Below are 24,554 nucleotides of genomic sequence, written 5' to 3'. Positions count from 1 at the left end.
GCGATGAGCCTGATCCGCTTTCTTCTACGAAATTCATGGCGGCTGGTCGCTTTCTCGATGGCCGCAGGGTTGATCAGCGGTTTGGCGAGCGCCGGCCTCATCGCGGTGATCAACTCGGCGCTGGGACCAGGTCCGCGCACGAGTCTGCTCGGCGTCGCATTTCTCGCGGGCATCATCCTGGCGGTCGTGACCAAAGCGGTCTCGGAAATCCTGCTGACCAGACTGGGGCAGGACATCATCGCGCAACTCCGCGTGCACTTGTGCGAGCAGATTCTCCAGGCTCCGCTCCGTCGTTTACAAGAATTGGGGAGGCACCGGCTGCTGGCGGCTCTCAACGACGATACCGACGTCATCGCGCAGGCGTACGTGCAGATCCCGCTGATCTGCGTCAACGCCGCGACGGTCGTCGGGTGCCTGCTCTATCTGGGGTGGCTCTCGTGGCCGGTGCTGGCCGTGGTCGTCGGGTGCATGGCGTTCGGCGCCTTGTCGTTTCAGGTTCAGGAGCGGCGCGCGCTCCAGTCCTTCAAGCAGGCCCGTGAGACCAATGACACATTGTTCCGCCATTTCCAGTCGCTGTTGGAGGGAATCAAAGAACTGAAACTTCATCGGGATCGCCGCGGAGCATTCCTGCACGACGCGCTTCGGCCGACGGTGGCGGACTACAAACGGGATTTCGTGAACGGCATGGCGGTGTATGCCGTGGCCTCGAACTGGGGATTGTTCCTTTTCTACGCGGTGATCGGTCTGGCGTTGTTCCTGTTGCCCGAATGGTTCGAGCTCGAGCCGTCGGCCGTCGCCGGGTCCGCCTTGGTCCTCCTGTACATGATGGGTCCGTTCTCGCAGATCGTGGAAACGCTTCCCAGCGTGGGACGGGCGGACGTGGCGCTGGAGAAAGTCGAAGCGCTGGGCTTGTCCCTGACCTCCGCCGCGACCGAGGCCGAGGCTGCGCCGTCCGGCGACCGTGCAGCCGGCAAGGACATGGTCCGGAGCGTTCCTGCCGGATGGAACCGGCTGGAATTGGCCGGTGTCACGCACCGCTATTACCGGGAGCAGGAGGACGGAGATTTTCAACTCGGCCCGATCGATCTGAGTTTCAAACCCGGTGAGCTGGTGTTCCTGGTCGGCGGCAACGGCAGCGGCAAGACGACACTCGCGTTACTGTTGCTGGGCCTCTATGCGCCGGAGTCCGGACAGATCCGTGTGGATGGTGTGCCGGTCGGCGAGATGAATCGGGATGCCTATCGCCAGCTCTTTGCCGCCGTCTTTTCCGACTTCCATCTCTTCGAGTCCCTGTTGGGCCTGGAGCGGACCGGCCTGGATGGCCGGGCCAGGGACTATCTGACCCGCCTGCAATTGCAGGACAAGGTTCGGATCACGGACGGCATCTTTTCGACGCAGTCGTTGTCGCAGGGGCAGCGCAAGCGGCTGGCCTTGTTGACCGCGTACCTGGAGGACCGGCCGTTCTACGTGTTCGACGAGTGGGCCGCCGATCAGGATCCGGTGTTCCGGCGCGTGTTTTATGAGGAGCTGCTGCCCGACCTGCGGGCGCGCGGCAAGACGGCGCTGGTGATCACGCACGACGACCAGTATTTCGCCGTGGCGGATCGCTGTCTGCGGATGGACCTCGGCAAGCTCGCCGACGTGTCCGACGGAATGGGGGCGTTGCGTTACGACACACAACTCTCGGCCGGCGGGGAATAGCGACGCTGCGGACGGATCCGCGGCAGCCGGTCTCATTGCGGAAGGAGCCAGTCATGACCGTTCACGTGGATGACATGCGACACACGTTTTCGACGAGCCGGAAGGCTCCGCCCGCGGAACAGCGGGTGAATCCCTACCTCGAGCGGCAGACGGAGCGCGAATCGAACGCCAGGAGCTATCCCCGGCGTTTGCCGCTGGCGCTGCGCAAGGCCAAGGGAATTTACGTCGAAGACACCGACGGCCGGACCTATATCGATTGTCTCGCCTGTGCCGGCGCGCTGGCGCTGGGGCACAACCATCCCGTCGTGCTGGAGGCCATCCAACGGTTCCTGGAGGACGGTGTCCCGTTCCAGACGCTCGACTTGACCACGCCGGTGAAGGACCAATTCGTGGATTCGCTGTTCGCCGCTCTGCCCAAGACCTTCGCGGAGGACGCCCGTATCCAGTTCTGCGGCCCGTCCGGAGCCGACGCGGTGGAGGCGGCAATCAAACTCGTCAAGACGGTGACGGGCCGGCGGACGATCCTGTCGTTTCAAGGCGCCTACCACGGCATGACGCACGGCGGACTGGCGTTGACCGGCCATCTCGGGCCGAAGAGCGCCGTCAGCGGGCTCATGCCCGACGTGCAATTCCTTCCATACCCCTATGAGTATCGCTGCCCGTTCGGCACCGGCGGGGAAAGCGGACATCGCCTGTCGAGCACCTATATCGAACGCCTCCTGGACGATCCCAACAGCGGCGTCGTGTCGCCCGCCGCGATGATCCTGGAAGTGGTCCAGGGAGAAGGCGGCGTGATTCCCTGTCCCGACGCGTGGCTGCAGGACATCCGGAGAATCACGAGAGAGCGCAAGATTCCGTTGATCGTCGACGAGATCCAGACGGGACTGGGCCGCACCGGAACGCTGCTGGCATTCGAACGGGCCGGCATCACTCCCGACGTCCTGGTGATGTCCAAGGCCATCGGCGGCGGGCTTCCCCTGAGCGTCGTCGTGTACCGGCCCGAGCTGGATCTCTGGCAGCCGGGGGCGCACGCCGGCACGTTTCGAGGCAACCAGATGGCCATGGCCGCCGGGGCCGCAACCATCGAGTTCGTACGGACCCATCGTCTCGACCAGCACGCGCAGATCATGGGGGAGCGGCTGCTCACGCATCTGCGCGCGCTCCAAGCCTCGTCCCGCAGTCTCGGCGACGTCCGCGGACGCGGTCTGATGATCGGAGTGGAGGTCGTCGACACGGATGCGCGTCCGGACGCGCGGGGGACCTACCCGGCTGCGCCGGAGATGGCCCGCAAGATTCAGACGGAAGCGCTCCGCCGGGGACTGATCCTCGAACTGGGCGGGCGCAACGGCTGCGTGGTCCGTTTTCTCTCGCCCCTCGTCGTGACGGAAGAGGAGATCGATCTCATCGCGTCGATCTTCGGCGAAGCGGTCGTCGCGGCGGAGCGCGATGCGAGGACATGAAACGGTTGGGATGGCTCATGCTCGTGGCAGCGCTCGTACCGGCGGCGGGTCTCGTCGTCGCCGCGCTCGCCGTGCGGGCGTCGTTGCCGCCGCTGGACGGGCGCGCGCCGTTGGCGGGCTTGCATGATCCGGTCGTCGTGGCGTCCGACGCCTACGGAATTCCGACGATCACTGCGGATTCGCGGGAAGACGCCGTCCGTGCCCTGGGCTATGTCCACGCGCGCGACCGTCTTTTTCAAATGGATGCGCTCCGGCGCAGCGGGGCGGGACGGCTGGCCGAGGTGCTGGGCGACTCGGTTCGGGAGACCGACGTCCGGCAGCGCCGCTTGGGCTTCGGTCGCGCGGCGAAGGCCATCGCCGCCCGGTTGCCGCGCGAACAGCGGACGGTCCTCGACGCCTATGCGGACGGCGTCAACGCCTATCTGGCGGAGATGCGGACGGCGCCGTTCGAATTTCTGCTGCTCGGCTACGGACCGGATCGATGGGAAGTCGAGGACAGCGTGCTGGTCGTGTTGGGGGTGTTTCAGATGTTGAACGGGACCGACGACGAAGAGCGCGCCAAAACCGTGATGACGCAGGCGCTTCCGCCGGACGTCGTGGCATTTCTGGTGCCGGAGACCGATCCTTACACGGAGGCCCTGCTCGGGAAAGCGGACCTGCGGGATCTCGCTCCGGCGATTCCGGTGCAATCGCTCGCCGCCCTGCGGCGTCCGGTCGATCCGTCCTCCCTGTCCAAGGCGGCGCTCGTGCGGCAAAGCCGCATCGGACTGGGCTCGAACGGCTGGGTGGTTCATGGAATGAAGACGGCGGACGGGCGAGCATTGCTGGCGAACGACATGCATTTGGACGTCACCGTGCCGAACATCTGGCACCGCGCGCAGTTGCGGTACGGATCGGTCGAACTTGCAGGCGTGGCCGTGCCCGGCATTCCGGTCGTCGTCGCGGGGACCAACGGCGCCGTGGCCTGGGGCGTCACGAACGTGGAAGGGGATTTTCTCGATCTGGTTCCGGTGGAGGTGCATCCCGGCGATCCGAGTCTGTACAGGACTCCCGAGGGATGGCGGTCGTTCGAAATCCGGCGCGAGGTGATCAAGGTCAAGGGCGGTGAGGACGTGGCCGTCGAGTTTGCGGATACGATCTGGGGACCCCTATCGGAGCAGCCGCTGCTCGGCAGGCCGGTCGCCGTCCGCTGGACGGCGCTCGATCCGCAGGCCGTGGACCTCGGACAGATCGAGATGGATCGCGTGCGATCGGTCGACGAAGCGATCGCGGTGATGACCCATTCCGGCGGTCCGGCGAATAACGTCCTGCTTGCCGATCGCGAGGGGCACATCGCCTGGACCTACACGGGCAAGATTCCCGTGCGGCGCGGATTCGACGGATCGTCCAGCGTCTCCTGGGCCGACGGACGGGCAGGCTGGACCGGGTATGTCACACCGGAGGCGGTGCCCCGGATGACGGATCCTCCGTCCGGCTTCGTCGTCAGCGCGAACCATCGCATGCTGGGTCGGGACTATCCCTATGTGATCGGCCATTCCTTCGCCAATGGCTACCGCGCGTTCCGCATCTCCCAGCGGCTCGAAGCCATGACGGGAATCCGGGAGCGGGACCTTCTGGAGCTGCAACTGGATTCGACAAGCCAATTCTACGAGTTCTACCGGAAGACCGCGCGCGGCCTGTTGACCGATTCGATCGTGGCGGCCAATCCGCTGCTGGCTCAGGCGCGGGAAGTCCTGGACGCCTGGAACGGCAAGGCAGAGGCCGACAGTCTCGGGTTCGGACTAGTCGTGCGGTTTCGCGACGTGCTGACCCGTGCCGTGTTCACTCCGTACCTGTCGTCCTGTCTCGAGCGCGAGCCACGGTTCGTGCTGAGCGGCGATCTCGACACGCCGCTGCGCAGTCTGTTGACGGCGCAGCCCCCGGAACTCAATCCCGACCCCGAACATTTTCCCGGCTGGACGGAGTTTCTCGTGCACGTCCTGGAAGAGAGTTCGCGCGAACTGGAAGCCGAATTTCCCTCCGTAGCCTTGAGTGAGTTGACCTGGGGGCAGGTGAACCGGGTGCGCATCACGCATCCCCTCGCGGACGCGCTGCCCGGGTTGGGACCCGTGCTCAATATGCCTGAGGGACCGTCGCCGGGCTGCGGCCAATGTGTCAGGGTCATGAACGCCGGGCTTGCGGCCAGCCAGCGTCTCGTCGTCTCACCGGGACATTCGGACGCGGGGATTCTGCACATGCCGGGCGGCCAGTCGGGACATCCGCTTTCACCGCATTACCGGGACCAACATCCCTACTGGCGCGACGGGCTGCCGCTTCCGTTGTTGGCGGGACCGGCGGTCCATACCATGACACTGATCCCGGTTTCCCATACGACGGCCGCCATGTCCGGACAGGCCGTCCTCGATCGTCAACCATACTAACCAAGGAGGCGCCATGCAGAACGAGGAACGGGAAGACACGACCGTATACAAAGTCGTGGTGAACCATGAGGAACAGTATTCGATCTGGCCCGCCTATCGGGACAATCCGCTGGGTTGGAAAGACGCCGGCAAGACGGGCCTGAAGGCTGAATGCCTGGCGTATATCACGGAGGTATGGACCGACATGCGGCCGCTGAGCCTGCGGCAATGGATGGACCAGCAGGCCAAGTCCGAGAAGACGGCGACGTCATGCTGACCGCGGCGCGGCCGTCGCCCTGGGTCGTGACTCATCGGCCGTCGCCCGACGGGATGCGTCTGATCTGCTTCCCGTACGCGGGGGCCGGGGCGTCGGCATTCCGAAGCTGGCCGGACGGGCTGCCGTCCGACGTCGAGATCTGCGCCGTACAGCTCCCGGGTCGGGAATCCCGAATCACGGAGCCGCCGGTCGCCGACCTGCGCGAACTCGTGCCGCGATTGAGTGACGCGCTTGAGCCGTACCTCGATCGACCGTTCGCGTTTTTCGGCCACAGCATCGGCGCATTGGTGTGTTTCGAGTTGGCGCGCGAACTCCGGCGCGCCAGGGGCCTCGAGCCCGTTCACTTGTTCGTGTCCGGCTGCCCCGCGCCGCACCATCCGGATTCGGATCGTCTGAGCGAGCTGTCCGAATCCGAGTTCGTCGACCGGTTGAAGCAGTTCAACGGCACGCCGCCGGAAGTGCTCCATCATCCGGAACTGATGCAGTTGGTCCTACCCACGCTGCGCGCGGACTTTTCGCTCCGCGACCGCTACCTGCACCGCGACGAGCCGCCGCTGGGTTGCCCGATCACGGCGTTCGGCGGGATGGCCGACGGCCACGTGAGCGGCGCCAAACTGGAAGGCTGGAAGCGGCACTCGCGTGAGCGATTCCAGCTGTGGCTGTTCCAAGGCGATCACTTTTTTCTTCGGACCGCGCAGGAGCCGATGCTGGAAGCCCTGTCCTCTTTGGTGTCGCGATGCCGGGGGACGGCGCGATGACGGTCCTGCCACACATGAACCGGCGAGAGACGGAGGTGTCCTATGCACGTGAATCATAACGACGCGGGTCCGGTGACGATGGACGACGCGTCCGGTGCGGCCACGGGATTGCGAGCCTGCGCGGTAGGACGGCTGGATGCCGACACTCCGCTTCCGGTCGTGGTGACGCCGACCGAACGGTTGCCGCTGGCCGGCTATCAGGATGACATCGACCGTGTAATCGGGGCCCATCTCTCCACTGTCGGCGGCATCCTGTTTCGAGGATTTCCCGTCGATTCGGCGGCGGATTTCGAGGCCATGGTCAAGCGGATTTCCCCGGACCTCGCGTCGTACGAATTCGGGTCGACGCCGCGGTCGCAAGTCCACAATCAGATCTACACGTCGACGGAATATCCTCCGCACCAGCACATCCCGCTGCACAACGAGCAGGCCTATACCACCGAATGGCCGATGAAGATCTGGTTTTACTGCGCGCAGGCGTCTCCGGAGGGCGGTTACACGCCGATCGCGGACAGCCGCGAGATGTATCGGCACATTCCGGCCCGGATCAGGGACCGGTTCGTCGAAAAGGGCGTGATGTACGTCCGCAACTACGGCAACGGACTGGACGTGCCCTGGACCAAGGTCTTCAACACCATGGACCGCGGCGTCGTCGAGCGGTTCTGCCGCGCGGCTGAGATTGCCTATGAGTGGAAGCCGGACGGGGAACTGCGCACGCGCCAGGTCTGCCAGGCCGTCGCCGTGCACCCGCGCACCGGTGAGACGGTCTGGTTCAACCAGGCGCATCTGTTTCACGTGTCCAACCTGGAATCGGCGGTACGCGAGGCGTTGCTCTCCGTCGTCAGCGAAGCCGATCTTCCGCGGCAGGCCTGTTACGGGGATGGCACGCCGATCGACACGGCGGTGCTGGATGAAATCAGGGACGTCTACCGGTGTCACGCCGTCCAATTTCCGTGGCAACGGGGCGACGTGCTGATGTTGGACAACATGCTGGCGGCGCATGGGCGCACGCCGTTCAAAGGCCCGCGCAAGATCCTCGTGGCCATGGCTGAATCGAGCAAGCACTAACAGGTGGACAGGTGAAATCCGACATACTCATCACCGGCGCGGCGTCGCCGGCCTCGGCTCCATCGAACGCGGACGTCTTTCCCGCCAGTTTCGCGCAACAGCGGCTGTGGTTCCTTTCGCAGTTGGAACCGGACGGCGCTTCCTACAATACGGCGCTGGCGGTACGCCTGCGTGGGCCGCTCAACCGCGAGGCGGTGGCGGAGAGCCTCAACGAAATCATCCGGCGCCATGAAGTCCTCCGCACGACGTTCGATGAGGCGGAGGGGGGACTGGTTCAGGTCATCGCCGAAGATCGTCCGGCGAGCATGCCGGTGGTGGATTTCAGCATGGGTTCGCCGGCCGGCCGGGAGACGGCGGTTGCCTCGGCGGCGCGGGCGGAGGCGCAGCGTCCGTTTGATCTGCGTACCGGCCCGCTGATGCGGGTGCGGTTGCTCAAGCTGGAGCCGCAAGATCACGTGTTGGTCATGACGCTCCACCATATCGTGTGCGACGGGTGGTCGTCCCAGATCCTCGCGCGGGAATTCGCGACCCTCTACGAAGCGTTCGACGCGGGCCGACCGTCTCCGCTTCCGCAGTTGCCGATTCAATACGCCGACTATGCGGTCTGGCAGCGAGGGTGGCTGCAAGGGGCGGTGCTCGACGAGCGGCTGGCCTATTGGAAAGAGCAGTTGAAGGGGAAGCTGCCGGTGCTCGATCTGCCGACGGACCGGCCTCGCCCGGCCGTGCAGACCGACCGGGGCGCGCGGTTTCCCTTTTCGATACCCCGCGCGCTGACCGAACGCCTCCACGCAGTGAGCCGCCGGCAGGGCGCGACGCTGTTCATGACGCTGGCCGCGGCATTCGAGGTGTTTCTGATGCGGTACAGCGGCCTCGACGATTTCTGCGTCGGCACGCCGGTCGCCAACCGGCCGAAGCGCGAGACGGAATCGTTGATCGGCTTCTTTGCCAATACGCTCGTCCTCCGGGCCGATCTCTCGGGCAATCCGTCTTTCGCCGATCTGCTGGCGCGCGTGCAGGAGACGGTCTTGGGGGCGCAGGCGCATCAAGACTTGCCGTTCGAACAACTGGTGGACGCGCTGCAGCCGGTCCGCTCGCTCAGCCACACGCCGCTGTTCCAGGTGATGTTCGCGCTGCAGACCTCGCTGGCCCAGACGCTGTCGATTCCTTCGCTGGAAGTCAGCGCGATGGAATTGGACGCGGGGGGCGCCAAATTCGATCTCTCGCTCGACGTGACGGAAGACGATACCGGACTGGATGCCGCGTTCGAATACAACCAGGATCTGTTCGATGAGGAGACCGTGGCCCGGATGGCGATCCATCTGCGGCGGCTGCTGGAAGGTATCGCCGATGATCCGCAGGCTCGTCTCAGTGAGCTCCCGATGCTCACGGAATCGGAGCGCCGGCGCATGCTCATCGACTGGAACGACACGGCGATCCCGGGAGCCGACGAAGGCCGGGTGGCCGATCTTTTTGAAGCGCAGGCGGGGCGATCGCCGGAGGACGTGGCCGTCTCTTGCGGAACCCAGACTCTCACGTACCAAGCCTTGAACGACCGAGCCGGCCGGATTGCCCGCGGGCTTTCGACTATGGGGGTCGGCTGCGAGACGGTCGTCGCGGTGCTCGGCGAGCGGGGTACGGATTACGTGGCCATGATGGTCGGTTTATGGAAGTGCGGCGCCGTCTATTTGCCGCTCGATCCCGGGCATCCGCCGTCACGGTGGACGGCCGTGCTGGAGTCGAGCCGGGCTTCGGTGGTGCTGACGACGGAAGCCTGGGCCTCCAAGGCGCAGGACGCGATGGTCCATCTGCCGGCTGCCGTTCGTCCCGCGGTAATGACGGCCGAGGCCTGTTCGAAGGAGAAGCCGGCTCCGGCCGGCGCTCGACCCGCGGCGCCGTCGGGGACGCTCGCCTATGTGATCTATACGAGCGGATCGACCGGCGTTCCGAAGGGCGCAATGGTGACGGAGCGCGGCTTGATCAATCATCTGCGCAGCAAGATGTCCATGCTCCGGCTGGGTCCGGCCGACGTCGTTGCGCAAACCGCGTCGCAGGGATTCGATATTTCGGTCTGGCAACTCACGGCCGCTCTGCTGTGCGGCGCCCGCGTGCTCATCGTGCCCGACGACGTGGCGCGCGATCCGGAACAGCTCCTCCGCCATGCCGGCGCACAGGGCGTGACGGTGCTGGAGACGGTGCCGGCGCTGCTGCAAGGCATGCTCGACAGCGCCGCCGCGGCAGGCGCGTCGGCGCCGACGTTGGCCCGATTGCGATGGCTGCTGCCGACCGGCGAAGCGCTGCCGCCCGCCCTGATCAGCCGGTGGTTCGAGCGGTACCCGCACGTGCCGTTGGTCAACGCCTACGGACCGGCGGAATGCGCCGACGACGTCGCGATGGCCACGATCTTGGTGCCGCCGGGTGAAGACCGCGCCCATGCGCCGATCGGCAAGCCCATCGCCAATGTCCGCCTGTACGTGGTCGATGAATGGTTGGAGCCGGTTCCGATCGGGGCCTCGGGAGAACTGTGCGTCGCCGGAATCGGGGTCGGCCGGGGCTATCTCCACGATCCGGCCAAGACGGCCGGCTCGTTCGTGCCCGATCCTTTTTCCAGTGAGCCGGGGAGCCGCCTGTATCGGACCGGTGACCGCGTGCGTTGTCGTCCGGATGGCACGATGGAATTTCTCGGGCGCCGTGATCACCAAGTCAAAATCCGAGGCGTACGCATCGAGTTGGGCGAGATCGAATCGCGCCTGCAGGCCCATCCGGAGGTCCGGGAGGCTGCGGCCGTCGTCCGGCAGGATCATCCGGGGCAGAAACGATTGGTCGCGTATGTGGCGTCTCGAGACGGCGCGGCGTGCGATGCCGACGGGTTGATCACGTTGCTGCGTGAGCAACTGCCGGAACCGATGGTGCCTTCCGTGATCATGAAGCTCGCAATGCTTCCGCGGGGCGCCAACGGGAAGATCGACCGGCAGGCCCTGCCGCGGCCCGATCACGCGGCCGCAAAGGGATGGACCGCCCCTCGAACCTCCACGGAAGCACAATTGGCAGCGGTCTGGGCCGAGGTGTTGGGATTGGACCGGATCGGCGTTCACGACAATTTCTTCGAGTTGGGCGGGGATTCGATTCTCAGTTTGCAAGTCATCTCGCGGGCGAAGACGCAAGGATTTCCGCTGACACCCCGGCATCTCTTTCAGCATCAGACGATCGCCGAACTGGCCGGAGCCGCCGGCGGAGAGTTACAGCCGGGCGATTCGACGCCGCGCGCGGGTACCCCTTCATGGCAGATCGATCCGGCGGTGCTCGACGCGGTCCGGCGCTCGTACCCCAAGGTCGAGGATGCGTACCCGCTGACGCCGCTGCAGCAGGGGTTGCTGTTCCACAGCCTCTATGAACCGCAATCGGGCGTCTATATCGAACAATTGAGCTGCCTGCTCCGGGGCAGCCTGGATCAGAACGCCTTCCTCGAAGCCTGGCGGATGGTCATCGCACGTTCGACGCCGCTCCGCTCCGCGTTCATGTGGCAAGAGCTGAACGCGCCCATGCAAGTCGTGCTACCCGGCGAGACGCCGCCCTTCGTCGAGCTGGATTGGCGGGGAGCGTCCGAGCCGCAACAGCGTGAGCGCCTCAACGAGTTTCTCCGGACGGATCGGCTGACCGATTTCGATCTCACGCGGCCTCCGCTGATGCGGCTGGCTTTGATTCGCGTCACCGACGATGCCCGCTATCTGATTTGGACGCATCATCACATCGTGCTCGACGGCTGGTGCCTCCCCATCATTCTGGGCGATCTGTTCGCCTGTTATGCCTCGCTGAAAGGCGGCCCCACGCCGGATGAACCGCACGCGCAGTCCTATCGGGATTACGTCGGGTGGATTCTTTCCCAGGACCACACCGCGGCCGAGCAGTACTGGCGCAAGACATTGGCGGACATCACGTCGCCCACGCCGCTTCCGGCGGACCGGGATTCAGACGGCGCGCAGCCGCCCACCGGCTACGGCACGCATCGGTTGACGATCTCGGCCGCCAGGACCGCCGCTCTTCAGGCCGCGGCCTCCAAGGCGCGCGTCACCGTCAATACCGTGATACAGGGCGCCTGGGCGTTGCTGCTGAGCCGATACAGCGGCGAGGAGGACGTCGTGTTCGGCACGACGGTGTCGGGACGTTCGGCGGACGTTCCGGGTATCGAGACGATGCTCGGGCTGTTCATCAATACGCTGCCGCTTCGGGTCACCGTATCATCGGACGCCGTTCTGAACACCTGGCTGCGGGGATTGCTGCAGCAGAACGCCGAACTCCGCCAATACGAACATACGTCGCTCGCGCAGATCCAGACCTGGAGTCAGCTGCCGCGCGGGCGTCAGCTGTTCGACAGTCTGCTGGTGTTCGACAATCATCCGACGGACCGGACTCTGGACGACGGCGGCGCGGGCCTGACCGCCCACGACGTGTATCTGGAGGGACAGACCAACTATCCGTTGACCGTCAACGTCGTACCGGGCGAATCGCTCTGCTTTCTGTTGTCCTATCAGCACAAGCGGTTCTCTCCTGATCGCGTGAAGCGGCTGGCGGAACACCTGGACGTGGTGTTGGACGAGCTGATGGCACAGCCGCAGGGCCGGCTGGCGGGGATCGAGGTGGTGGGGCCGGAGGAGCGGCAGCAGGTGGTGCGTGAGTGGAACGCGACGGCGCGGGCGTATGGGACGGCGGCGCCGGTGCCGGCGCTGATCTACGGGCAGGTGCAGCGGACGCCGGCGGCGGTGGCGGTGCGATGCGAGGAGCAGACGCTGAGCTATGGGGCGCTGTGGCGCCGGAGCGCGGCGCTGGCGGTTGAATTGCAGCGGCACGGGGTGGGCCCGGACGTGTTGGTGGGCATCTGCGCGGAGCGCTCGCTGGAATTGGTGGTGGGCCTGTTGGGGATCCTGCAGGCCGGGGGCGCCTACGTGCCGATCGACCCGAGTTATCCGGCCGAGCGGATCGCCTACATGCTGGGGGATGCGGCGCCGGGCGTGCTGCTGACGCAGCCGACGCTGCGGGGGCACCTGCCGCCGTTTGCGGGCCGCTGTCTGGACCTGCCCACGACGGAGCCGGCGGCCTCGGCGGCGCGTGCGCCGCTGCCGACGGCGGTGCGGCTCGAGCACCTGGCCTATACGATCTATACGTCCGGCTCGACCGGTCGGCCCAAAGGGGCGGGCAATACCCATGGCGGGCTGCTCAACCGGCTGCAATGGATGCAGGAGTATTTCGGCCTGACGCCGGCGGACCGGGTGCTGCAGAAAACGCCGATCGGCTTCGACGTGTCGGTGTGGGAGTTCTTCTGGCCGTTACTGACGGGCGCGGAGTTGGTGCTGGCGCAGCCGGAGGAGCACAAGGACGGGCTGCGGTTGGTGGAGCGGATCGTGCGCGACCGCGTGACGACGCTGCACTTCGTGCCGCCGATGCTGCAGGCGTTTTTGGAGACGCCGGGGGTGGAGGCTTGCGCCGGGACGTTGCGGCGGGTGATCTGCAGCGGCGAAGCGCTGGCGGGCGCGGTGCAGCGGCAGTGTTGGGCGAAGCTGCCGGGGGTGGCCCTGCACAACTTATATGGGCCGACGGAAGCGGCGATCGACGTGACGGTGTGGAGCTGTGCGCCGGCGGCGCCGGCGGAGCCAGTGCCGATCGGGCGGCCGATCGCCAATACGCAGATCTATCTGCTGGACCGGCGGGGCGTCCCGGTGCCGGCGGGGGTGCCGGGCGAGCTGTACATCGGGGGCGTGAACGTCGCGCGGGGGTATCACCAGCGGCCGGGGCTGACGGCGGAGCGGTTCGTGCCGGATGCGTTCGGGCCGGAGCCGGGGCGGCGGCTGTACCGGACGGGGGATTTGGCGCGGCATCGGCCGGACGGGGCGATCGAGTATCTGGGGCGGCTGGATCATCAGGTGAAGATCCGGGGCGTGCGGATCGAGCTGGGGGAGATCGAAAGCTGCCTGTATCAGCATCCGGCGGTGCAGGACGCGGTGGTGGTGGCGCAGGCGACGGCGGCGGGGAGTACCCGGTTGGTGGGCTATGTGGTGCCGCGGGCGGGGCAGGCGGTCACGGGAGACATGCTGCGGCAGTGGGTGGGGACGCAGGTGCCGGAGGCGCTGGTGCCGAGCGTGGTGGTGTTGGCGGCGCTGCCGCTGACGCCGAACGGGAAGGTGGATCGCCGGGCGCTGCCGGTGCCGGAGGGGGCGGGGGCCCGGGCGGAGGCGTACGAGGAGCCGGCCACGGAGACGGAGCGCGTGCTGGCCACGATCTGGGCGGAGGTGCTGGCCCAGCCCCGCGTCGGCCGCCGCGACAACTTCTTCGAACTCGGCGGCGATTCGATTCTGTCGCTGCAAATCATTGCGCGCGCGAAACAACTCGGACTGACGCTGACTCCACGGCAGTTGTTCCAATATCAGACTCCGGCCGAACTTGCGGAGGTTGCGACACGGGACGCGCAGACCGAAGCCGGCCCGGCTATGCTCCCTCCCGAACAGGGACCGGTGGCGGGCGATGTGCCGCTGACGCCGGTTCAGCACTGGTTTTTTGAACATGATTTCGCCGATCCGCACCGGTGGAACCAGTCGATTCTCTTGGAGGTCAAACAGCCGTTGAATCATCAGGTCTTGGCCGAGGCGATGCGGGATTTGGTGCGCCACCACGACATGTTGCGCGCCCGATTCGACCGGGGCGCTCAGGGTTGGCGGCAACGGGTGGAACCGGAATCCGATGTGGAGGTTCACCGGATCGATCTTTCGGCCTGGTCGAAGAACGAGTTCGACGAGCAGTTTGAGGCGCTCGCCGAGCAATGGCAAACGCGGGTGCACCTGAGCGGCGGCCCTCTCCTGTTGGTCGTATGGTTCGATCGTGGGAAAGGGGAGGCCGGACGCCTCCTGATCGTCGTACACCATCTGGTGATGGACGGCGTGTCGTGGCGCGTGCTGCTCGAGGATCTGCAGCAGGTCTATCTGCAGCGCCTTCACGGCCAGCCTCCGCAACTGCCGGCCAAGACGACTTCGTTCAAGCAATGGGCGCTCAAGCTGTCGGAATACGCACAGTCGAACGGCCTGTCGTCCGAGGCCTCCTATTGGTTGACCGAGACGTCCGGCACGGCGCAGCCCCTTCCCGTGGACCATCCGGACGGCGCACGAACCGAAACCTCGGTCGAAGCCGTCACGGTCACACTCGGAGCGGAGCAGACCAGGGCGCTCTTGTACGACGTGGCCGGCGCCTATCACACGCGGATCGACGATCTCCTGCTCACGGCGTTGGCTCAAACGGTTGCCGCATGGACCGGCCGGGCCGAGACGTCGGTCGACGTGGAATGGCACGGGCGCGAGGATCTGTTCCCCGAGCTTGACCTCTCGCGGACCGTCGGATGGTTCACCGCGATCCATCCGGTCGTGCTGCGCGTGGAAGGGCGGGACGCGGGCGACACCGTCAAATCGATCAAGGAACAGCTGCGAAGGATCCCGGGCCGCGGAGTCGGTTACGGTGTCTTGCGCTATCTCCGAAATGACGAAACCGGAGCGGTGTTGCGCGGGCGTCCTGCTTCCGGCCTCTGCTTTAACTACTTCGGTCAATTGGACCGCGCGTTGGCCGAGCGGTCGATGTTCGACCTGGCGCAGGAATCGGTCGGCAAGGAGCATGGGCCGGCAAACAGGCTGCCGTACGAACTGACCGTCAACGCGGAAATCCTCCGCGACCGGCTCAGTCTCACGTGGAGCTACAGCGGAAACCGCTACCGGCGGGCGACGATCGAGCGTCTGGGACGCGCCTATCTCGACCACCTGCAAACGCTGATCGACCATTGCACGTCTTCCGAGGCGGGAGGCTATACGCCGTCGGATTTCCCCGACGTCGAGATCGGCCAGGACGCGCTGGACACAATTCTGGGGAGAATGGATGAGAGCCATGCGAGATAAGAAACAGATCGAAGCGATGTACTACCTGTCCCCGCTCCAGGAGGGACTGCTGTTTCACCGTGTCGCCGAAGGGGAAGCCGATCCCTATTGGTATCAGTATGGATACCAGCTGCAGGGCGATCTGCAGGAAGACCTCTTCGTCAAGGCATGGCAAGAGGCGGTTCGGCGGCATGCGATCCTTCGCACCGCCTTCGTGTGGGAGGGTGTCGAGCGGCCGTTGCAGGTCGTGCGTCGTGACGTGGAGATGCCGATTCATCGGCATGACTTCCGAGGCCTGTCCGAGGCCGATCGCGAGAAGGCCGTCGAAGCGCTCCTCGCCAAGGACCGGCAGAACGGCATGGATTTCATGGTGCCGCCGTTGATGCGGCTGCACCTGATCGCGGTTTCGGAACGCCGCTGGTATCTGTTCAACAGCCATCACCACATTCTGTTGGACGGCTGGAGCATGTCGCTGCTGCTGCAGGACGTCCTGTCGATATATGAAGCGCTGCGGCAGGGCCGCACGCCGCGGCAGAACGAGTCGCGGCCCTATCGCGACTACATCGCCTGGAGAAACCGGCAGGACGAGCGCGCGGCGGAGACGTTCTGGCGCGCCGAACTCGCCGGATTCCGCGTTCCCACCGCGCCGGCGCTGCCGGAGCCCGACGACGCGGCGTCGGACGAGCGGTTTCTCTACGCGGAGCAGGAAGTGCGGGTCGATCCGTCGCGTTGGCAGGCGATGCAAGCCTTTGCCCAGCAGCAACGGGTGACGGTCAATACGCTGATTCAAGGGGCCTGGGCGCTGCTGCTCAACCGGTACAGCGGTGAGCGGGAAGTGCTGTTCGGGGCCACGGTGTCCGGACGTCCCGTCGAACTCACCGGCTCCGAGAACATGGTCGGTCTCTTCATCAACACCATACCGGTGAGAGTCGCGGTATCCGGAGATCAAAAGATCGCGGAGTGGCTGAGCGCGCTGCAGGTGCACAACAGCACGATCCGCCAGTACGAATGGACGCCGCTGGCCAGGATCCAGCGTTGGAGCGACATCGCGGCAGGGCGTCCGCTGTTCGAGACGCTGGTCGTGTTCGAGAGTTATCCGGAGCAAGAGTCCGAAGGGCCGGCCACCGGCGTGACGATCAGTGCGCTCAAGAGCGGTCGAAACGACGGAACGGAATCGGGACATCTCCTCACGACCGGCCGGAACAATTATCCGCTCTCGCTCATGGTGGAGCCGGGAGAGGAGTTGCGGCTCATTGCGTCCTATGCGCGCCGCCGGTTTACGCACGCGGTCGTCCGCCGTTTATTGACCGATCTCACGGCGTCGCTGGACCGCATGCTGGCGGCACCGACGGCCCGGCTGTTCGAGCTCTCGGCCGGCACCCAGGCGGAGCGGCGGAAGCCGTCGACGCCGCGGACCGCGTCCGGACCGGCCGCGTCTGCCGTCTGTATCCACGAGATGGTTGCCGAGCATGCGCGAAAAGAGCCGGATAGGGCCGCCGTGGTGTACGAAGGGGAGTCGTTGACCTATCGCGATCTCGACGCGCGCGCCGAATCGCTGGCGTCCGTTCTGCGTACGATGGATGTCGGGCCGGAGAGTCTCGTCGGACTCTGCATGGACCGGTCACTGGACATGATCGTCGGGTTGCTCGCGGTCCTCAAGGCGGGAGCGGGATTCGTTCCCATCGACCCCAAGCTGCCGCAGGCGCGGGTCGCGTTCATGCTGCGTGACAGTGGCGCCGAAGTCGTGCTGACGCACTCCGCGTGGATGGAGCTGCTCCACGGGATCGCCGTGACCTGTATTCCATTGGATCGCGAATGGCCGGCCGTGCAGACCGCCTCGCCGCAGACTCAGTCCTCGCCGGCGAGCCCGCAGCACGTCGCCTACGTCATTTATACATCCGGCTCGACCGGCGAACCCAAGGGGGTGTCGGTAGAGCACCGGCAACTCGTCGCGTATGTGCGGGCCGTCCTGGATCGGCTGGTGCTGCCCCCCGATGCAAGCCTGGCAACGGTGTCCACCGTGGGGGCGGACCTGGGCCATACCTCCATCTTCGGGGCGCTGTGTTCCGGGCGTACCCTTCATGTCTTGTCGGCGGATCGGGGATTCGACCCCGATGCAATGGCGTCGTACATGCATCGTCATCGGGTCGGGGTCCTCAAGATCGCTCCGAGCCATCTCGGCGGGCTTCTGGAAGCAGCCGAACCGGCCCACGTCCTTCCCAGGCATTGCCTCATCCTCGGCGGAGAACGCGTGCGCCCCGAACTCGTGAACAAGGTCAGAGCGCTGGCGCCCGATTGCGCCGTCGTCAATCACTACGGACCGACCGAGACGACGGTCGGCGTGATCGCCAATCGACTGGACGGCTGGTCCGACGACGAAACGGTGGTGCCGATCGGGCGTCCGCTTGCCGGCGCCTGCTCTTATGTCCTCGATCATGACATGAACGTCGTGCCGTTCGGAGTGCCGGGGGAACTGTACGTCGGAGGAGCCGGACTGTCGCGCGGGTATCTCCGTCGTCCCGATCTGACCGCGGACCGATTCATTCCCGATCCGTTCGGAGAACAGCCGGGAGGACGGCTCTACAGAACCGGCGATCGCGTGCGCGAGCGCGAGGACGGAACGATCGAATATATCGGTCGCGTGGATTATCAGGTGAAGCTCAGAGGGTTCCGCATCGAGTTGGGAGAAATCGAAAACAGACTGCGAAGCGAGGGAGGCGTGTCCGAGGCCGTCGTCCTCGTGCGCGAGGGGGAAGGCGGATCGCAACAGCTGGTGGCCTACGTCACGGCGAACGCACCAATCGACGTCGCCGAGCTGCGCAATCGATTGGCCAAGACACTGCCGGAATATATGGTGCCCGGCGCGATCGTCGTGATGGAATCCTGGCCCTTGACCCGTAACGGAAAGGTGGATCGGGCCGCGCTGCCGGACTCGCAGGACGCGGCGACCGGTTCGGTGGGCTACGTGGCCCCCCGCAACGAGATCGAGTCGATTCTCGCCGGTATCTGGGCGGACGTGCTGCGCCGGGAGCGCATCGGGATTCACGACAACTTTTTCTCGCTGGGGGGAGATTCGATCCGCAGTCTCCAAGTGATCGCCAGAGCCAATCAGAAGGGCGTCAAGTTGACTCCGAAGCAGCTGTTCGAATGTCAAACCGTCGCCGAAGCCGCGGCCGTCGCGGCAGGGCCTGCGACGGCTCCGAACGAAGGCGCGGCCAAACCCGAGAATGTTTCGTCGCCCGCCGCTGAGACGGCTCCCGTCAAGGCGGCCGACGCCGGGGGGCCGGGGATGTTTCCGCTCGTCGCCGTCAGCCGTGAGGACCTGGCGCCGCTCCGCGACGACTGGGAGCAGATCGAAGATCTCTATCCGCTCTCGCCGATGCAGGAGGGGATGCTGTTTCACACGCTGATGAATCCGGGATCGGGAATCTATTTGATGCAACAGCGGTACATGTGGCGCGGTCACTTGGATCGCGACCTGTTCGTGCGCGCATGGCACCGGGTGATTCAGCGGTATCAAATCCTCCGCACGTCCTTCATGTGGAAGGACCTTCCGCAGCCGCTCCAAGCCGTGCATACCACGGTCGATCTGTCCTCGGTCATCGAAGAATTGGATTGGCGTACGCATCCGGAGTCGGAGCATGGCGAACGGCTGCAGGAATTGCTGCAGGCCGAGTTGTCGAGAGGGCTCGACCTGGCCAAGCCGCCGCTCATGCGGATTCATCTGGTCCGGCTGGCGGATGACTATTACGCGGTCGTCAGAAGCTTCCATCATATTCTCACCGATGACTGGTGTTTCTCGCTGTTGATGATGGATTTCCGCGCCTACTACCAGGCCTTTCTTCAGGGGAGGGACGTGGAATTGCCGCCCGTCACACCCTATCGGGAATACATCGCGTGGTTGAAGAAGCAGGACCTCGCCGCTGCGGAAACGTTTTGGAGGACGGAACTCAAAGATTGCTCTGGTCCCACGGCCCTGGGTATCGAGCGGGCCGGCGCGTCGGGCGGAGAAGATTCGGTCGACGACGTGTATATGGAGCTGTCGACCCGGGCGACCGAACAGCTGCAAGCGCTGGCTTCGCGGCACCAACTGACGCCGAACACGATCGTCCAGGGGGCATGGGCGCTGTTGTTGGCCCGCTATAACGGACAGCGTGACGTGGTGTTCGGAGTGACGGTCGCGGGTCGGCCCACGGATCTGGACGGTGTCGAGTCTATTGTCGGGTTATTTATCAATAGTTTACCGCTTAAAGTTCGAGTTTCTTCTGAGATGTCTCTTGTCGAGTGGCTGAAAGAACTGCTCGCGCAAAACTATCGGATCAGACAGTTCGAGTATCCGCCGCTGATCGAGATTCAGCGCTGGGGAGGAATGGCGGCTGGACAGTCGCTATTCCATAGTTTGCTGGTGTTCGAGAACGCGCCGAAAGACCCGCGCCTCGGCGAGCAATGGGGCACGGTCGATATTGCGTATGACCACGACCGGGTCCATACGAACTATCCCATGACCGTCGTCGGTTATCCCGGCCGTGAATTGGGCGTCCGGCTCTCGTTCCAGCCCCGCTGGTTCGAGCGCGAAGTCGTGCAGCGGATGCTGGACCATCTCAAGCATCTCCTCGAATGCATGGTCGCGAATCCGGATGCACGATTGGTCGACCTCTCGTTGATCGCGGACGAGGAGCGCCGGCGGCTGACCGAGGAATGGAGCGTCACGAAGGAGGTCGAACTTGAGGATGACCGGTTCAGCCGGTTGTTCGAGGCGCAAGCCGTCAAGACGCCCGATGCCATCGCTGCCGCTTGTCAGGGAGTGAGCCTGACCTATGCCGAGTTGAACCGCCGGGCGAATGCCGTGGCCCACGCGCTGCTCGCGCGCGGTGCCGGCCCCGACCGCCTGGTGGGCATCTTGAACGAGCGGGGGTTGGACCTGCTGGTAATGATCGTGGGTATTTTCAAGGCCGGGGCGGCCTATCTGCCGCTCGATCCCGGACATCCGGAACGGCGTCTTGCCCAAGTGTTGCAGGACAGCCGGGCGGCGATGATCGTCACGACCGAGCGCTATGTCGATCGGATCGGCCGGGCGACGTCCCTCGCCGGGCTGAGCACGCCCGTTTCCACGTTGGAGCAGTTGGAGAAAGAACGGTCATCGGATTCCAATCCGGTCGTGAACGCGGCGCCGGCCAATCTGGCGTACGTCATCTATACGTCCGGCTCGACCGGCGTGCCGAAGGGCGCAATGGTGGAGCAGCGAGCGATGGTCAATCATCTGCTCAGCAAGATTCCGGCCTTGCGGTTGACCGGCCGCGACGTCGTGGCTCAAACCGCTTCGCAATGTTTCGACATTTCCGTGTGGCAATTCCTCACGGCGCTCCTGTGCGGCGGGCGCGTGGAGATCGTTCCGAGCACCGTGGTGCAGGACCCGCGGGCATTGCTGCGTGAGATGCGCGCCAAGGGCGTCACTGTCTTGGAAATCGTGCCCTCGCTGATGAGCGGTCTTCTCGAAGAGGAATCCATGGACCTTCCTCTGCGCTGGATGCTGCCGACAGGGGAGGCGCTGTCGCCCGAATTATGCCGGAAGTGGTTCGCGCGGTATCCGTCCGTGCCGCTCGTCAACGCCTACGGTCCGGCGGAATGCGCCGACGACGTGGCGCTGCATACCATGGTCGTCCCCGATGAATCGGAGAGCGGATACATTCCGATCGGCCGGCCGATCCCCAATCTTCGTTTGTACGTGCTGGGACCCGATTTGGAACTGCTGCCCATCGGGGTGGCGGGTGAACTCTGCATCGGCGGGATGGGAGTCGGCCGGGGCTATCTCAACGATCCCGCGCGGACCGCGGCCGCCTTTGTGCCGGATCCGTTCGCGTCCGACGCGGGCCGGCGTCTCTATCGCAGCGGCGACCTGGTGCGGTTTCGCCGCGACGGGACGCTCGAATTCCTGGGGCGGCGGGACCATCAGGTCAAGATCCGCGGCTATCGCATCGAACTGGGCGAGATCGAAGCGCGCGTGGCGCAGCATCCCCTCGTACGGGAAGCCGTCGTGGCGGCGCGGGAGGACCGGCCGGGAGACAAGCGGTTGGTTGCCTATGTCGTGAGCGAAGGCGCCGCCCGCGACGCCGCGGTGCTCCGGTCCTTCGTGGCCGAGGCGCTGCCGGACTACATGGTTCCCTCCGTCGTGATGTTTCTCGACGCGCTGCCCCTCACGCCGAACGGGAAGATCGATCGAAAGGCGTTGCCGGCGCCGGAGGAAGGCGATCAGTCGCCCCGCGAGGGAACCCCGCGCACGGCAGTGGAAGAAATTCTCGCCGGTATCTGGGCGGAAATTCTCGGCGCCAAGCATGTCGGCATCCATGACAACTTCTTCGAACTCGGCGGCCATTCGCTCCTGGCGACGCAGGTCGTCTCGCGGATCCGTTCCTCGTTTCAGATCGAACTGCCGCTCCGGAGCCTGTTCGAGGCGCCGACGGTCGAGGCGCTGGGCGCCGTCATCGAACAGGCCCGTGCCGGCCGCGCCGGCGCGCCGCCGGCGCTGCTCGCGCCGGCCGAACGCGGGGGGCCGCTCGCCCTGTCGTTCGCCCAGCAACGGCTGTGGTTCCTGGCGCAGATGGAGCCGGACGGCTGGTCCTACAATCTGCCTTTCGCCCTGCGCCTGTCCGGCATGCTGGATCTGGCCGCCTTGTCGTACAGCTTCGAACAGGTGATCGCCAGACACGAAACGTTACGGACCACGTTCCGCGAGGTGGACGGCAAACCGGCGCAAATCATCGGAGCTGCGGAAGGCTTGACCTTGCCGCTGGACGAGCTGAGCGGGCTGCCGGAGGACCGGCGGGATCAGGCGGTGCGGGAGGCCGCCGCCCGGGAAGTTCGCCGGCCGTTCCGGCTGGAGCAGGATCGCCCGATCCGCGCCCGCCTGTTGCATCTGGCGGAGCAGGAGCACGTCCTGCTCGTGACGCTCCATCATATTGCCGCGGACGCCTGGTCGATGACGCTGCTGGCTCATGAGGTGGCGGTCTTCTATCAAGCGCATGTCGGGCAAGCGGCGGAAAGCACGGCGCCGGCGGAGCTGCCGCCGTTGCCGGTGCAGTATGCGGATTTCGCTCGATGGCAGCGGCAATGGTTGCAGGGACCCGTGTTGGACGCGCACCTGGCCTATTGGAAGCAGCGGTTGGGTGCGAATCCGCCGGTCTTGAAACTGCCGGTGGATCGGGCTCGCCCCCCCGTGCAGACCTTCCGTGGCGCGCGCCACGTCTTCACGGTATCGGCGGAGCAGGCCGAGCGGCTGCGCGCGCTGAGCCGTAAACAAGGCGTGACGCTGTTCATGACGCTGCTGGCCGCGTTCAATACCCTGTTGTTCCGCACGACCGGCCAGGAAGACATCCTGATCGGGACCGACGTCGCCAACCGAAATCGCCAGGAGACGGAAGGACTGGTCGGCTTTTTCGTCAATCTCCTGCCCCTTCGCAGTGACCTCGGCGGCAATCCGACGTTCCTGGAGTTGCTCACCCAAGTGCGCCGGACGGCATTGGAGGCCTATGCTCACCAGGACCTGCCGTTCGAAAAGATCGTGGAAACGCTGAAGCTCAAACGCGACCTGGGAGGAAATCCGCTCGTCCAAGCGCTGCTGGTGCTGCAGAACGTGCGGCCGCCCACCATGGAATTGCCCGGTTTGGAGGTCGGTGCGCTCGAACTCGAAAGCGAGGTCGCGCGGTTCGATCTCGGGTTGTTCATGGAAGACACCGAGGAGGGACTGACCGGTCTGTGGAAATACAGCACAGATCTCTTCGAGGCTTCGACGATCGCCGGCCTGTCGGACCGGTTCGTGACGCTGCTGGCCAGCATCGTTGCCCAGCCGGAAGCCCGACTGTCCGCGCTCGAGGTGCTCTCTCATACAGAAAAGGAGTCCGCCATGATCGAATCCAAGCAGCGCGAGGATGGCAAGTTCAAGCGGTTCAAGAGCATTCAACCGAAGGCGGTGAATCTCGCCCAGCGCACGTTGGTGGAGCGGCGGTACCTGACGCCGGACCAGACGCTGCCGCTGGTGCTGCAGCCGGCCGTCGAGGACGTGGATCTGGCCGCCTGGGCGCAGGACAACCGGGCGAAGGTCGAACAGGAATTGTTCACGCACGGGGCCATCCTGTTCCGTGGATTCGCGCTCAAGCGCATCGAGGGTTTCGAACAGGTCGCACAGGCCCTCTGCCCCGCGCTGTTCAGCGAGTACGGCGATCTGCCGCGCGAGAAGGCCGGACGCCACGTCTACGGATCTACGCCCTATCCGGCAGACAAGGCCATTCTTTTTCACAACGAGAGCTCGCACTTGCATCGCTGGCCGCTGAAGCAGTCGTTCTTCTGCGTGCAGGCCTCGCGGGAAGGCGGAGAGACCCCGATCGTGGACTGCCGGAAAATGTACGAGAGGCTCCGGCCCGAGCTCCGCGCGAAATTCCAGGAGCGGTCGTTGATGTACGTCAGAAATTTCACGCCGGGGTTCGACGTGAGCTGGCAGGATTTCTTTCACACCGAGGACAAGGCGGCGGTCGAGGAAACGTGCCGGCAGCACGGGGTCGAATGGGATTGGACGCCGGACGGAGGGCTGCGAACCAGACAGGTCTGTCCCGCGATCCTCAAGCACCCAAAGACCGGCGAGTGGGTATTCTTCAACCAGATCCAGCTGCACCACGTGTCCTACCTGGAGCCGGCGGTTCGGAATTCGCTGATCGAGGTACTGGGCATCGAGCGGGTTCCGCGCAACGTGTACTTCGGCGACGGGACTCCGATCGAGGACGATATCGCGGCCGAAATCGGCGAGCTCTACGAGCGGACATCCGTGCGGTTTCCGTGGCGTGAGATGGATCTGCTCATGCTCGACAATATGTTGGTGGCTCACGCCCGCGCGCCCTTCGTCGGGCCGAGAAAAATCGTCGTGGCCATGGGAGAGATGATCAATCGGCGGGATGTCCAGACGGTGAATGCGTAAGGATGCGCCGTTTCCCTGAAGG

General features: G+C 65.2%; 8 protein-coding genes. All 8 read left to right on the top strand.

The window, feature by feature from the left end; genetic code table 11:
* Positions 1 to 3: 3 nt before the first annotated feature.
* Positions 4 to 1,701 carry a cyclic peptide export ABC transporter gene (locus NSJP_RS17855; protein ID WP_080888226.1) on the top strand — a complete coding sequence of 566 codons (1,698 nt, stop codon included), beginning with the start codon at positions 4 to 6 and terminating at the stop codon, positions 1,699 to 1,701.
* Between the two features lie 74 nt (positions 1,702 to 1,775).
* Positions 1,776 to 3,161, top strand: a complete 1,386-nt coding sequence (locus NSJP_RS17850; protein WP_407938661.1) for an aspartate aminotransferase family protein — start codon at positions 1,776 to 1,778, stop codon at positions 3,159 to 3,161.
* Entirely contained in the window at positions 3,158 to 5,581 is a 2,424-nt protein-coding gene (locus NSJP_RS17845) for a penicillin acylase family protein (protein WP_080888224.1), read from the top strand. Before NSJP_RS17850 ends, NSJP_RS17845 begins: the two co-directional genes overlap by 4 nt.
* Before the next feature lie 13 nt (positions 5,582 to 5,594).
* Positions 5,595 to 5,837, top strand: coding sequence for an MbtH family protein (locus tag NSJP_RS17840; RefSeq protein WP_080888223.1), 243 nt, complete (start codon positions 5,595 to 5,597; stop codon positions 5,835 to 5,837).
* The gene (locus NSJP_RS17835; RefSeq protein ID WP_080888222.1) at positions 5,831 to 6,595 is read left to right on the top strand and encodes a thioesterase II family protein; all 765 of its coding nucleotides are present in this window, start codon (positions 5,831 to 5,833) and stop codon (positions 6,593 to 6,595) included. Before NSJP_RS17840 ends, NSJP_RS17835 begins: the two co-directional genes overlap by 7 nt.
* Before the next feature lie 78 nt (positions 6,596 to 6,673).
* The gene (locus tag NSJP_RS17830; protein ID WP_080888656.1) at positions 6,674 to 7,663 is read left to right on the top strand and encodes a TauD/TfdA family dioxygenase; all 990 of its coding nucleotides are present in this window, start codon (positions 6,674 to 6,676) and stop codon (positions 7,661 to 7,663) included.
* A gap of 11 nt (positions 7,664 to 7,674) precedes the next feature.
* Positions 7,675 to 15,588 (top strand): non-ribosomal peptide synthetase, encoded by a 7,914-nt coding sequence (locus NSJP_RS17825; protein ID WP_080888221.1) that lies wholly within the window; start codon positions 7,675 to 7,677, stop codon positions 15,586 to 15,588.
* Positions 15,578 to 24,532, top strand: coding sequence for a non-ribosomal peptide synthetase (locus tag NSJP_RS17820; protein WP_080888220.1), 8,955 nt, complete (start codon positions 15,578 to 15,580; stop codon positions 24,530 to 24,532). Before NSJP_RS17825 ends, NSJP_RS17820 begins: the two co-directional genes overlap by 11 nt.
* Positions 24,533 to 24,554 lie beyond the last annotated feature (22 nt).

The organism is Nitrospira japonica (genome assembly GCF_900169565.1).
In the GTDB taxonomy this organism is placed as follows: domain Bacteria; phylum Nitrospirota; class Nitrospiria; order Nitrospirales; family Nitrospiraceae; genus Nitrospira_C; species Nitrospira_C japonica_A.
Note: the sequence above shows the minus strand (reverse complement) of the source record. Positions and strands in the feature narration are given on the sequence as shown.